Genomic DNA, 12195 nt, shown 5'->3' with positions numbered 1-12195 from the left:
GATGCGCGGCATCACGCCCCTCTACGCCGGGCTGCTCGGCCTCGGCTTCATCGCCCTCTCGGTCCTCGTCATCCGGGCGCGCGGGCGGGCACGGGTCTCGCTCGGCACCGGCGGGGACGCCGGGCTGGAGCGCGCCGTCCGCGCCCACGGGAACTTCGCGGAATACGCCCCCTTCGCCCTCCTGCTGATGCTCGCGGCCGAGCTCTCGGGGGCCCCGGGCTGGCTGCTGCACCTCGCGGGCCTGCTCCTCCTGCTCGGCCGCCTCTCCCACGCGGTCGCGCTCAGCGGGCCGGGAAGCATGCCGCTCCGGGCCGGGGGCATGGCGCTCACCTTCGCCGCCCTGGTGACCCTCTCCCTCGCCTGCCTCGCCACCGCCCTCCGCTGAGCCCGCGGCTTGACCCCTTTGGTCAGGCAACCTTACCGTCGACGGAAAAGGGGGAGGACGGCGTGGACGACCCGGAGCGGATCCCCGTGCTCGTTGCCGGCGGCGGCCCCTGCGGCCTCGTGCTCGCCCTCGAGCTCGCCCGCCGCGGGGTCGGCGTCGTGGTGGTGGACGACAAGCCCGGCACCGCCTTCAACCCCCAGGCGAACGCCACCCAGGCGCGCACCATGGAGCACTACCGGCGCCTCGGCTTCGCCGACGAGATCCGGGCGCTAGGCATGCCCGACGACTACCCGACGGACATCGCCTACTTCACCCGCTTCGCGACCCACGAGCTCGCGCGCTTCCACCTTCCCTCCGCGCGCGAGGCGCGGGCGCGCGTCGCAGGCCTGTCGGGCTCCTGGAGCGCGGCGGAGCTGCCGCACCGCGTGTCGCAGAAGTTCGTCGAGCGCGTGCTGCGCGCGAAGGCGGAGGAAGCCGGCGCCACCCTCCTCTACGGCTGGCGCCTGACAGGGTTCGAGGACGGGCCCGAGGGCGTGCTCGCCGAGGCCGAGGCGGTGGACGGCCGCGCGCGCCGCCGCTTCCTCGCGGCCTACCTCGTCGGCGCGGACGGGCCGCGCAGCCTCGTGCGCGCGCGGCTCGGTATCCGCTACGCGGGCTCCTCCGGCGTCGCGCGGGACTTCATGGGCGGGCGCATGTATGCGCTCTACCTCCGCTGCCCGGGCTTCCACGCGGCCGTGCCCCACGCGAAGGCCTGGATGCACGTCACCTACAACCGCGACCGCCGCGCCTTCATGGCGGCGGTGGACGGCGCCGGCGAATTCGCCTTCCACACCCAGCTCCGCGACGGCGAGGACGAGGACGCGATCACCGAGGCCGAGGCGCGCGCGCTGTTCGAGAGCGCGGTCGGGCGCCCGGTCGCGGCCGAGATCCTCTCCCGCTCCGCCTGGACCGCGGGCCACGCGCTGGTGGCGGAGAGCTTCGGGCGCGGCCGCGTGCTGCTGGCCGGCGACGCCGCGCACCTCTTCACCCCCGCCGGCGGGCTCGGCTACAACACGGCGGTCGAGGACGCGGTGAACCTCGGCTGGAAGCTCGCCTCCGTCGTGAAGGGCATCGCGGCGCCCTCGCTGCTGGAGAGCTACGGCGCGGAGCGCGGGGCGCTGGCCCGGCGCAACACCGCCTACGCCCGCCGCCTCGCCGATTCCCTCGCCTGGCGCCCCGCCGATCCCGCGCTGGAGAGCGACACGCCCGCGGGCGAGGCCGCGCGGGCCGAGGCGGGCGCGCATCTCGCCGCCCACGCCCGGATGGAGTTCGACATCCCCGGCATCACCTTCGGTGGCCGCTACGACGGCTCCCCCATCGTCCTCCCCGACGGCACCGACCCGCCGCCGGACGCGCCGAACCGCTACGAGCCCACCGCCTGCCCCGGCGGGCGCCCGCCCCATGCCTGGCTCGGCGAGGGGCGCTCGCTCTACGACCTCTTCGGCCCGGAATGGACCCTGCTGCGCCTCGGCCCCGCCCCCGCCGAGGACTTCGCCCGCGCGGCCGCGGCGGCGGGGCTGGACCTGCGGGTGGCCTCGCCCGGCCACGATGGCCTGCGGGACCTCTATCAGCGCGACCTCGTGCTCATCCGACCCGACCACATGGTGGCCTGGCGGGGCGACGACGCCGCGGGGGCTGCGGCCGTGCTCGCGCGCGCGGCCGGGCTCCCGGCCTGACTGCGCCCGGATGCCGACGACGGGGCGGGATCCGCGCTATGCTGCCGCGAAACAAACGCCCGCCCGCCGCGGCGCCGCGGGCCGGACCGGAGGAACCAGCATGACCGACCGACACGGACCCGGACGAAGGCACCTCGCGCGCGCCGCGGCCCTCCTGCCGCTCGCCGCCCTCGCCCCCCGCGCCGCAAGGGCTCAGGGCCGCATCCCCGACGGCCCCGTGACGATCATCGTGCCCTACACGCCCGGCACGGGGCCCGACATCCTCGGGCGCCTCATCGCGGCGCCACTCGGGTCGCGCTTCGGCCAGCCCGTGGTGGTGGACAACCGCCCCGGCGCCAGCGGAAACATTGGCACGCAGTTCGTCGCCCGCGCGGCGCCGGACGGGCGCACGCTGATGCTGCAGCCGAACACCTTCATCATGAACCCGAGCCTCTTCCGCCAGGTTCCCTACGACCCCATCGACAGCTTCGTGCCGATCGTGCAGCTCAGCACCGGCGACCTTGTGATGGTGGTGAACCCCGACGTGCCCGCGCGCAACGCGAAGGAGCTCGCCGACCTCGCGCGGGCGAAGCCGGGCGAGCTCGACTACGGCTCCCCCGGCGTCGGCACGCCGCAGCACCTCGCCATGGCGCTCTTCGGGCTGACGGCGAACGTCACGATGAACCACGTGCCCTACCGCGGCGCCGCCCCCTCGCTGCAGGACCTCATCGGCAAGCGGCTGGTCGCCATGGTGCTGCCCGTGCACACCGCGCTGCCCCTCGCCCAGGCCGGGCAGATCCGCCTGCTGGCCCTCTGCGGCGACAAGCGCAGCGACGTCGCGCCCGACGTGCCCACCCTCGCCGAGAGCGGCTTCCCGGGCGCGCAGGCGGACCTCTGGTTCGGCCTCTTCGGCCCGGCCGGGCTGCCCGCGGAGTTCGTGGCGCGCGCGAACGCCGACCTCAACGCTTGGCTGGCCGAGCCCCGCACGCGCGACGCGCTGCTGGCGCAGGGCATGAAGCCCGCCGGCGGCCCGCCCGAGGCGCTGGGCGACCTCGCCAAGCGCGACCTGGCGCGCTGGGCCGAGGTGATCAAGCGCGGCAACATCTCCGCCGACTAGCGCGGGGTGCAGGACGTCCCAACCGCGGAAGACGCGTGGCGGCGCGACAACGTCGGCCGCCTGCTGCACGAGGCGGTCCACCGCTTCGAGAGCCGCGTGCTCGCCCGCCTCGCCGCGCGCGGCTTCGGCGAGGTGCGCCTCGCCCATGTCGGCGTCACGCGCAACCTCGACACCGCCGGCACGCGCGCGACCGAGCTCGCCCGCCGCGCGAGCATGACGAAGCAGGCCATGGGCGAACTGATCGAGCAATGCGTCGCGCTGCGCCTCGTGAGCCGCGAGACGGACCCGGCGGACCGCCGCGCCAAGACCGTGCGCTTCACCGCGCACGGCTTCCACTTCCTCGACGAGTTCCGCCGCGCCGTGGCCGAGGCGCAGGCGGAGATGGGCGGGCGGCTGGGCGAGGCGCGGCTGGACGCCCTCCTCTCGGCGCTGCGGGACTACGCGCGGCCCGACGGCGAGGCGCCAACTTGTGATGGCGCCCCCCGCGGCGGCCAGGCCTAGAGACGGGAAACGGTCCCGCGCCGCCTTCCGCTGCGCCCGGGGCCGCGATCGTCAGGCTTGCGACAGGATGGACGCGTGACCCCTCATCGGACGGCGGCGGTGCCCGGGCCCTCATCGACGCGGGCGCGCCCCGCCCCGCGTGGCCCCGCCGGGCGCCTCGGGCTGCTCGCAGCCTGCGCGGCCGCGGCGCTGATGCTTCCCGCCCGCCCCGCCGCCGCGCAGACGGTGGGGGAGCTGCGCGCGCAGCTCAACGCCCTGCAGCGCCGGATCGACCAGCTCGAGGCCGCGCAGCGCCGGGCCGAGCAGCGCCCCTCCCCGCGCCCGGCCGCCGCGGGCGACGCGCGCGAGGCGCCGCGCGGGACCGCCGCCGCCGCGCGTCCCGCCCCCGCGCCGCCTGCCGGCATCGACACCTCGCCCGGCAACAGCCTCTCGCGCGAGACGCCGACGGGCGGGCCGCCGCAGGTCACCTCCGCCATCCCCGTGCAGGCGCAGCGGGACGACCCGTCGACACCGTGGCGCGGTTCCTTCCCCGGCTCCTTCCGCGTGCCGGGCACCGACACCTCCGTGCGCCTCTACGGCTTCGCGAAGCTGAACATGTCCGGCGACATCGGGCCGCGGAACCGCTCGGACGCCATCTCCGGCCAGTCCATCCCGCTCGACCGCGGCGCGGCGGGCGCGCGCACCGGCGGCGACTTCCAGGCGAGCGCCCGGCGCTCCCGCCTCGGCATCGAGACGCGGACCCCCTTCGAGGGCTTCGGCGAGGTGCGGACGCAGGTGGAGTTCGACTTCGCCGGCCAGAACGTCGACCTCACGACCCAGGGGACCTCCAACGCCTACACGCCGCGCCTGCGCCAGGCCTTCGCCGAGTTCGGGGAGTTCAACGAGGGCGGCTGGGGCACGGTGCTCGTCGGCCAGTCGAACACGCTGTTCGGCGATGCGACGCTGCTGCCCCTGCAGTGGCTGAACGACTGGACGCCGCTCGGCACGAGCAACGTGCGCCAGGCGCAGATCCGCTACTCCCGGCGCCTCGAGGGCGGCGTGACGATCAAGGCCGCGCTCGAGAACAGCTACAGCGACATCACCGCCACCGCCGGCTCGAGCTTCCCCGACGCGAACGGGGGCGCAGGCTTCGGCGTGAACCAGGTGCCGGACCTGACGGCGCAGGCGATCGTGGAGGGCGGCTGGGGCTTCGCGGCGCTGCGCGGCGTGCTGCGGCAGGTGCGCGTCGACAACCGCGGCGCGGCCAGCCCCGCCGCGCGCTACACCGACTCCGCCCTCGGCTTCGGCATCGGCGCGACCGGCGCGCTGAACCTGCTCGAGAAGCGCCTCATCCTCGCGGGCAGCGTCCAGTACGGCGAGGGGCTCGGCCGCTACCTCGATTCCAGCGCGGCCGGCTTCGGCGCCGTGTCCAACTTCGGCCTCTCCGCGGCGGCCGGCGGCGGGCGCGACATCGACACGGTCGGCGTCGTCGCGGGGCTCGTCGGCGCGCAGTACCACTTCACGCCGAGCCTGCGCAGCAACGTCTCGCTGCACGGGGTGCGCCTCAGCTACCCCGACTACGTCCGCGCCTTCGCGGGCTGCGCGGGCGCGGGCGCCGGCGCCGCCTGCGACGCCGTGAACGAGCAGATCTGGGCCGGGGCGGTTAACCTCATCTGGAGCCCGGTGAAGCCGATCGACCTCGGCCTCGAGTACATCCACACCGAGCGCACGCTCCAGAACCGCGACGCGAACGGCGTGCGCGGCGGGCGCTCCGACCGCGTGCAGGCCTCGGCGATCGTGCGGTTCTGAGGGGGCCTACCCCTTCGTCACGCCCCAGAACACCGGCACGGTCGTCGGGCGGATGCCCGTGACGTTCGTCCGCCACGCTGCGTTCGCGCGGAACTGCCCCGCGTTGATGTAGGGCAGCACCTCGTAGGCGCGCGCGTGCACGCGCTCCAGCAGCGCGCGCCGCTTCCCCGCGTCGCCCTCCTGCGACCAGGCGAGGCGCAGCCGCTCCAGCTCCTCGTCGCAGGGCCAGCCGGCGGGCGCGGCGTCGCAGGTGCTGGCGAGATAGAGGTTGGAGAGCGGGTTCTCGGCGTCGAGCACGTTGGCGATGGTGACGAAGAGGTTCCACCCGCCCGCCGCCGGCGCCTCGCGCCGGTTGCGCCGCGCGGTCAGCGTGCCCCAGTCCATCGCCTGCACGTCCATGGCCAGCCCCGCGCGCCGGAAGGCCTCGCTCATCACGAGGGTGGAGGCGTTGTTCAGCCCGTTGTCGGTCGCGTTGAGGAAGACCACGGGGCGCCCGTCGTAGCCGGCCTCGCGCAGCAGCGCGCGGGCGCGCTCCACGTCGGGCTCGCGCAGCCCGCGCGCGCCGGCGTCGGTCTCGAGCGGCGTGCCGCACATGAAGTAGGCGGGGCAGTAGGGCACCTGCTCGGCCGCCCGGATGCCCATTCCCTCCAGCACGTCCTTCTGGTTCACGAGGTAGAGCAGCGCCTGCCGCGCGCGCGGGTCGTTGAAGGGCGGCTGCGTGTGGTTCAGGCGCAGCCAGGCCATGCTGCCCACGGGGTTCACCGGCGCGACCCGCACCGCGCGGTTGCGCTCGAGCGTCGGCACGAGGTCGGGCGGCGGCTGCTCGAGGAAGTCGATCTCGCCGTTGGCCAGCGCGTTCACCGCGACGGCCGCGTCCGGCATCGCCAGCCACTCCACCCGGTCCACGCCGACGACCTTGCCGCCGGCCAGCCCGTCCGGCGCCTCGTCGCGCGGTCGGTAGGCGGGGTTGCGGGCGTAGACGGCACGGTCGCCCGCGCGCCACTCGGCGCCCCGGAACACGAAGGGGCCGGAGCCGGTGGTGTCGGTGATCGCGGTGGAGGCGGGCGTGCTCGCCACGCGCTCGGGCATGACGAAGAGCGCGCTGCCCGTAGGGCGCGCCAGCGCCTCCGTCACCAGGGCGAAGGGCCGGGCGAGGCGGATCTCGAAGGTCTTCTCGTCCACCACCTCCATCGCGCCCGTCGCGGCGGCCAGCGCGCGGCCGACCACGTCGCGCTGCGCCCAGCGGCGGATGGAGGCCACCGCATCGGCCGCGCGGACCGGCGCGCCGTCGTGGAAGGCGAGGCCGTCGCGCAGCGTGAAGCGCCAGGTCAGGCGGTCGTCGGACACCGTGTGGCGGTCCACCATCTGCGGCCGCGGCACGCCCTTGCTGTCGAGGGCGAAGAGCTGGTCGTAGATGAAGAAGCCGTGGTTGCGCACCGTGGCCGCGGTGGACTGCACGGGATCGAGCGTCGAGACCGGCAGGGAGAGCGCGATGCGCAGCGTGGTCTGCGCCCCGGCGGCCGCCGGCGCCAGGGCCAGCAGCGCGGACAGGAGGAGGGAGCGGCGCAGCGTCATGGCGGTGTTCCTGCGAGGGGCGGGCGCCGGAGCCTTGCACGGCGCGTGCCCGTGGCGGGAGGAAAAGAAAGGCCCCGGCGGATCGCTCCGCCGGGGCCCGGTTCACGCCGATCGCGCGGGGATCAGCCGAGGCGCTCGCCGTGCAGCGCGACGTCGAGGCCCTCGCGCTCCTCCTCCTCGGTGACGCGGAGGCCGACGACGACGTCCACGATCTTGAGCAGGATCCAGGTCGCGACCGCCGTGTAGACGAACACCGCGGCCACCGCGTAGGCCTGGATGATGAGCTGGTCGACGCTGCCCGAGGTGCCGTCCGGCAGCGCCGTCGTGGCCGAGAGCGGGCCGTAGGCGAAGACGCCCGTCAGCAGCGCGCCGACGATGCCGCAGAGGCCGTGCACGCCGAAGGCGTCCAGGCTGTCGTCGTAGCCGCACCAGTGCTTGAGCGCCGTCGCGCCCCAGAAGCCCGTGAGGCCCGCGACCACGCCGATGATCAGCGCCGGCACCGGCAGCACGAAGCCGGCGGCGGGCGTGATGGCGACGAGCCCCGCGACCGCTCCCGAGATCGCGCCGAGAACGGAGGGCTTGCCCTTGACCGCCCACTCCGCAAACACCCAGGCCAGCGCCGCGATGGCCGCCGCGAGCTGCGTCACCAGCATCGCCATGCCCGCGCGCCCGCCGGCCGCGCCGGCCGAGCCCGCGTTGAAGCCGAACCAGCCCACCCAGAGCAGCGAGGCGCCGATGACGGCCAGCGCGAGGGAGAAGGGCGCCATGTTGTCGTGCCCGTAGCCCACGCGCTTGCCGAGGACGACCGCCGCGACCAAGCCCGCGACGCCCGCGTTGATGTGCACCACCGTGCCACCAGCGAAGTCGAGCGCGCCGAGGGCGAAGATCCAGCCGTTCGGGTGCCACACCCAGTGCGCGATGGGCGAGTAGATGACCAGCAGCCAGAGGATGGTGAAGAGCACCATCGCCGAGAACTTCATCCGGTCCGCGTAGGCGCCGGTGATCAGGGCGGGGGTGATGATCGCGAAGGTCATCTGGAACATCAGGAAGACCGTCTCGGGGATGGTGAAGGCCACCGCCGCGTCGCCCGAGCCGAGGGTGAAGGGCTTGTCCCAGTTCTCCGCGATGCCGCGCAGCAGCAGCTTCGAGAGGTCGCCGACATAGGCGCCGCCCTCGCCGAAGGCGAGGCTGTAGCCCGCCACCATCCACACCACCGTCGCGATCGCGGTGATGGCGAAGGACTGCATCATCGTCGCCAGCACGGTCTTCTTGCGGACCATGCCCGCGTAGAAGAGCGCGAGGCCCGGGATGGTCATCATCAGCACGAGCGCGGTGGAGGTGAGCATCCAGGCGGTGTCGCCGGTGTTCACGGTCGCCTCCGCCGCGGCGGCCGCGCCGGGCGTGTCCTGCGCGAGGGCGCCGCCCGCGAGCAGCGCGGTCACGCCGAAGGCCGCGGCGGCCAGGGCACGGCCGCGGGAGTGGGGTCGCATCGTCGTATCCTTATGCATGATCGTCTCGGGCATCGTGCTCACAGGGCGCCCTCATCGGTTTCGCCGGTGCGGATGCGGAGCGCGCGCTCCAGGTCCATGACGAAGACCTTGCCGTCGCCGATCTTGCCGGTGCGCGCGGTGGTGGCGATCGCCTCCACCACGGCGTCGGCGAGCTCGGCCGGCACGGCCACCTCGATCTTGAGCTTCGGAAGGAAGGAAACCTGGTACTCCGCGCCGCGGTAGATCTCGGTCTGCCCCTTCTGGCGGCCGAAGCCCTTCACCTCGGTCACGGTCAGCCCCTGCACGCCGAGCGGGGTGAGCGCCTCGCGCACCTCGTCCAGCTTGAACGGCTTGATGATCGCCATCACCAACTTCATCGCTACGCGGCCCCCTTCCTCCGCTAGAACAGGGGCGGTGATGCGAGTTGCGTGCCAGACCCGTTACGGTCCATGGGGGCTGTTGCCCCGCGGGTTCGTGCCTAAATACTGGGCAAGACACCGTTCCGTGATGCAGGAAGACCCGATGACGACGCGCGACGCCGCTGCCGACCTTGACCTCGACGTCCTCGTCATCGGCGCGGGCCCCGTCGGCGGCACCCTCGCCACCACCCTGGCCACGGCCGGCGTGACCGTCGCGGTCGTGGACGCCCAGGCCCTCCGGCCCATGGAGCTGCCCGCCTTCGACGGGCGCGCCTACGCGGTCGCGGCCAGCAGCCGCAACCTCCTCGCCGCCGCCGGCCTCTGGGACCTCCTGCCGGCCGATCCCTGCGCCATCACCGGCATCCGCGTCAGCGACAGCCGCCCGGGCGAGCGCGCCTCCCCCCTCCACCTCCACTTCGACGCCGCGGCGATGGGCGAGGAGGCCTTCGGCTGGATGGTCGAGGCGCGCTCCCTCCGCGTCGCCCTCAACGCGCGCCTCGCCGCCCTCCCCGACCTGCACCTCGCGGCCCCGATGACCGCCGAGGTGGAGCGCCGCCCCGAGGGAGTGGTCGCCCGCCTCTCGGACGGCCGCACGATCCGAGCGCGCCTCGCCATCTCCGCCGAGGGCCGCCGCAGCGCGCTTCGCAGCGCCGCCGGCATCGGCGCCGCGCGCGTCGACTACCGCCAGTCCGGCATCGTCTGCGCCATCGCGCACGAGCGCCCGCACCACGGCACCGCGCTCGAGGCCTTCCTGCCCAACGGCCCCTTCGCGCAGCTTCCCCTGCCCGACGCCTCGCCCGAGGGCGACGGCGAGCGCGCCCGCGCCGCGCGCGAGGGCTTCCCCCACGCCTCCGCCATCGTCTGGTCCGAGCGCAGCAGCCTCGCGCCCCACTTCATGGCGATGGAGCCCGAGGCCTTCGCGCGCGAGGTGACGCGGCGCATGGGCGACCACCTCGGACGCCTGCGCCTCGTCGGCGGGCGCTGGTCCTATCCCCTCTCCGCCCTCCAGGCCATGCGCTTCACCGACACGCGCCTCGCCCTCGTCGGCGATGCCGCCCACGGCATCCACCCCATCGCGGGCCAGGGGCTGAATGTCGGCCTGCGCGACGTGGCCGCGCTCGCGGAGCTCATCATCGTGGCCAAGGCCGCAGGCGAGGACGTCGGCGCCCCCAAGCTGCTCGCGGCCTACCAGGCGGCGCGGCGGCCGGACGCCATCCTCATGCTCGGCGCCACCCACGCGCTGGAGCGCCTCTTCGGGAACGACCTCGCGCCGGTCCGCCTCGCGCGCCGCCTCGGCATCGCGGCGGTGGACCGCATCCCCGCGCTGAAGGGCTTCTTCGCCCGCCGCGCCATGGGCTTCGCGGGCGGCACGGCCTCGGGGCTGCTCGGCGGGCGCGGGATCATGCCGGCGGCCTGACGTAGCTCAGGGCGGCCCTTGGGAGGCGCTGCCTCCCAAACCCTCCGCCGGGGAGCCAGCGGGCTCCCCGGACCCCGCGACCTGTTCTCAGCGCTGAGCTGGCCGAGGACAGCGTGTTTGAGCAAAATTCTTTTGACCGCGCGGGCTGACCTGTCAGTCGCCTGAGGTCCATGACCTCAGGCGCGCTGCAAACCGAACGCGGGGTCCGGGGTGGCCGTCGCCATCCCGGCGGAGGGTCCGGGAGGCGGAGCCTCCCGGGAGCCGCCCGCGAAGGAGGTCAGACCCGCCGCCGCCGGATCTCCGCGAGGTGCAGCCCGCCGATCGTCTGCGCGATGCCGAAATACGTCACCAGCCCCACGCCGACATACATCGCCAGCACCAGGAGCCGCGCCGTGGACCCCACGGGCTCCGGCACCACCGCGCGCAGCGCGATCAGCACCAGCGCCATGGCGAGCGTCGCGATCAGCAGCCGCGGCACGCGCCGCCGCAGGCGCCGGTCCGGGCGCCAGGCCTGGCGCCGCCGCAGTAGCCAGGCCAGCACCATCACGTTCACCCAGGCGGACAGGCCGGTGGAGAGCGCGATGCCGACATGCGCGAGGTAGCGCGTGAGCACGAGGTTCAGCGCCAGGTTCAGCGCCACCACCGCCAGCCCGACCTTCACCGGCGTCGCCGTGTCGCCGCGCGCGAAGAAGCCCGGCACGAAGGTCTTCACCAGGATGAAGGCGGGCAGCCCCAGCGCGTAGGCCGTCAGCGCCGCTGCCGTGGCCGCCGCCTCGAGCTCCCCGAAGGCGCCGCGCAGGAACAGGCCGGAGATGATTGGCCAGGCCAGCAGCGCCTGCGCCGCCGCCGCCGGCAGGGCGAGCGCCAGCGACAGCTCCAGCGCCCGGTTCATCGTGCGGTGCGCCGAGAGCGGCTTGCCGCCGCGCAGCTGCTTCGACAGCAGCGGCAGCATCGCCGTCCCCACCGCCGCCCCGATGACGCCGAGCGGCAGCTGCCCGATCCGGTCCGCGTAGTAGAGGTAGGACACCGCGCCCGGCGGCAGCAGCGAGGAGATGACGAGGTCCACCGCAAGGTTGAGCTGCGTCACCCCCGCGCCGATCAGCCCCGGCACCATCCGCTTGAGCACCGCCCGCACCTCCGGCGTCACGCTTGGGCGGGAGACGAGCCGCATCGGCATCCCCGCCCGCGCCACCGCCACCCAGACGAGAAGGAGCTGCGCCGCGCCCGAGACCGTGACGCCCCAGGCCAGCGCGTGGCCGGGGGTCGCCACGAAAGGCGTCAGCGCAAAGAGCGCCGCCATCGAGAGGATGTTGAACAGCACCGGCGCGCCCGCCGCCGCCGCGAAGCGATCGAGCCCGTTCAACACGCCCGAGACGAGCGCCGTGAGGCAGATGAAGACGAGGTAGGGAAAGGTGATCCGCGTCATCTCGACGGCCAGCCCGAAGCGCAGCGGGTCGTCCACGAAGCCCGGCGCCAGCGCGCGCATCACCCAGGGCATGAAGAGGATGCCGAGCACCGTCAGCATCGTCAGCCACAGCGTCATCAGCGTCGACATGCGCTCGGCCAGCGCGCGCGCCTGCGCCGGCCCGTTCACGGCCAGCGTGCCCGCGAAGGCCGGCACGAAGGCCGCGTTGAAGGCGCCCTCGCCGAACAGGCGGCGAAACAGGTTCGGCAGCTTCAGCGCAATGAAGAAGGCGTCGGCGATCGGCCCCGCGCCGAGGCTCGCCGCGATCAGCATGTCCCGCAGGAAGCCGAGCGCGCGGCTGGCCAGCGTCCAGCTTCCGACGGTGAGGATGCCCCTCAGCATGG

At 74.4% G+C, this 12195-nt stretch carries 10 protein-coding genes; 6 read left to right on the top strand and 4 right to left on the bottom strand.

Annotated elements, in window-relative coordinates; all coding sequences use genetic code 11:
- The first annotated feature begins 1 nt into the window (after window position 1).
- The 5 genes from EAH89_RS12935 to EAH89_RS12915 all read left to right on the top strand — a co-directional run bounded on the left by EAH89_RS12935 (window position 2) and on the right by EAH89_RS12915 (window position 5485).
- Window positions 2-385 carry an MAPEG family protein gene (locus EAH89_RS12935; protein ID WP_140883658.1) on the top strand — a complete coding sequence of 128 codons (384 nt, stop codon included), beginning with the start codon at window positions 2-4 and terminating at the stop codon, window positions 383-385.
- 62 nt (window positions 386-447) lie between these two features.
- Complete coding sequence (locus tag EAH89_RS12930; RefSeq protein ID WP_140883656.1) at window positions 448-2100, top strand: FAD-dependent oxidoreductase; 1653 nt, start codon at window positions 448-450, stop codon at window positions 2098-2100.
- Between the two features lie 100 nt (window positions 2101-2200).
- Window positions 2201-3196 carry a tripartite tricarboxylate transporter substrate binding protein gene (locus EAH89_RS12925; protein WP_161993567.1) on the top strand — a complete coding sequence of 332 codons (996 nt, stop codon included), beginning with the start codon at window positions 2201-2203 and terminating at the stop codon, window positions 3194-3196.
- 6 nt (window positions 3197-3202) lie between these two features.
- The gene (locus tag EAH89_RS12920; RefSeq protein ID WP_140883650.1) at window positions 3203-3697 is read left to right on the top strand and encodes a MarR family winged helix-turn-helix transcriptional regulator; all 495 of its coding nucleotides are present in this window, start codon (window positions 3203-3205) and stop codon (window positions 3695-3697) included.
- Between the two features lie 75 nt (window positions 3698-3772).
- Window positions 3773-5485 carry a porin gene (locus tag EAH89_RS12915; protein ID WP_140883648.1) on the top strand — a complete coding sequence of 571 codons (1713 nt, stop codon included), beginning with the start codon at window positions 3773-3775 and terminating at the stop codon, window positions 5483-5485.
- 6 nt (window positions 5486-5491) lie between these two features.
- Here the strand turns inward: EAH89_RS12915 and EAH89_RS12910 are convergent, their stop codons facing one another.
- The 3 genes from EAH89_RS12910 to EAH89_RS12900 form a co-directional block, all read right to left on the bottom strand.
- On the bottom strand, window positions 5492-7060 hold the full coding sequence (locus EAH89_RS12910) for an ABC transporter substrate-binding protein (RefSeq protein ID WP_140883646.1): 1569 nt from the start codon (window positions 7058-7060) through the stop codon (window positions 5492-5494).
- Between the two features lie 122 nt (window positions 7061-7182).
- Window positions 7183-8550 carry an ammonium transporter gene (locus EAH89_RS12905; RefSeq protein ID WP_140883643.1) on the bottom strand — a complete coding sequence of 456 codons (1368 nt, stop codon included), beginning with the start codon at window positions 8548-8550 and terminating at the stop codon, window positions 7183-7185.
- A gap of 38 nt (window positions 8551-8588) precedes the next feature.
- Window positions 8589-8927, bottom strand: a complete 339-nt coding sequence (locus EAH89_RS12900) for a P-II family nitrogen regulator (RefSeq protein ID WP_140883641.1) — start codon at window positions 8925-8927, stop codon at window positions 8589-8591.
- Between the two features lie 145 nt (window positions 8928-9072).
- Here EAH89_RS12900 and EAH89_RS12895 point away from each other — a divergent pair, with 145 nt between their 5' ends.
- On the top strand, window positions 9073-10386 hold the full coding sequence (locus EAH89_RS12895) for a UbiH/UbiF/VisC/COQ6 family ubiquinone biosynthesis hydroxylase (protein ID WP_241666999.1): 1314 nt from the start codon (window positions 9073-9075) through the stop codon (window positions 10384-10386).
- Between the two features lie 277 nt (window positions 10387-10663).
- On the opposite strand, the gene murJ is transcribed toward EAH89_RS12895, so the two are convergent.
- A complete protein-coding gene (gene murJ, locus EAH89_RS12890) occupies window positions 10664-12193 on the bottom strand; it encodes a murein biosynthesis integral membrane protein MurJ (RefSeq protein WP_140883638.1) in 1530 nt (509 codons plus the stop codon).
- Window positions 12194-12195 lie beyond the last annotated feature (2 nt).

The organism is Muricoccus nepalensis, assembly GCF_006438825.1.
In the GTDB taxonomy this organism is placed as follows: Bacteria; Pseudomonadota; Alphaproteobacteria; order Acetobacterales; family Acetobacteraceae; genus Roseomonas; species Roseomonas nepalensis.
The sequence above is the reverse complement of the archived record's forward strand: the minus strand, read 5'-3'. Positions and strand labels throughout refer to the sequence as shown.

What these genes read in the sequence shown, in the direction of transcription:
- EAH89_RS12935 (WP_140883658.1), top strand. Translation starts at nt 2, where the DNA reads ATGCGCGGCATCACGCCCCTCTACGCCGGGCTGCTCGGCCTCGGCTTC.
- EAH89_RS12925 (WP_161993567.1), top strand. Translation starts at nt 2,201, where the DNA reads ATGACCGACCGACACGGACCCGGACGAAGGCACCTCGCGCGCGCCGCG.
- EAH89_RS12910 (WP_140883646.1), bottom strand. Translation starts at nt 7,060, where the DNA reads ATGACGCTGCGCCGCTCCCTCCTCCTGTCCGCGCTGCTGGCCCTGGCG.
- EAH89_RS12905 (WP_140883643.1), bottom strand. Translation starts at nt 8,550, where the DNA reads ATGCGACCCCACTCCCGCGGCCGTGCCCTGGCCGCCGCGGCCTTCGGC.
- EAH89_RS12900 (WP_140883641.1), bottom strand. Translation starts at nt 8,927, where the DNA reads ATGAAGTTGGTGATGGCGATCATCAAGCCGTTCAAGCTGGACGAGGTG.
- EAH89_RS12895 (WP_241666999.1), top strand. Translation starts at nt 9,073, where the DNA reads ATGACGACGCGCGACGCCGCTGCCGACCTTGACCTCGACGTCCTCGTC.
- murJ (WP_140883638.1), bottom strand. Translation starts at nt 12,193, where the DNA reads ATGCTGAGGGGCATCCTCACCGTCGGAAGCTGGACGCTGGCCAGCCGC.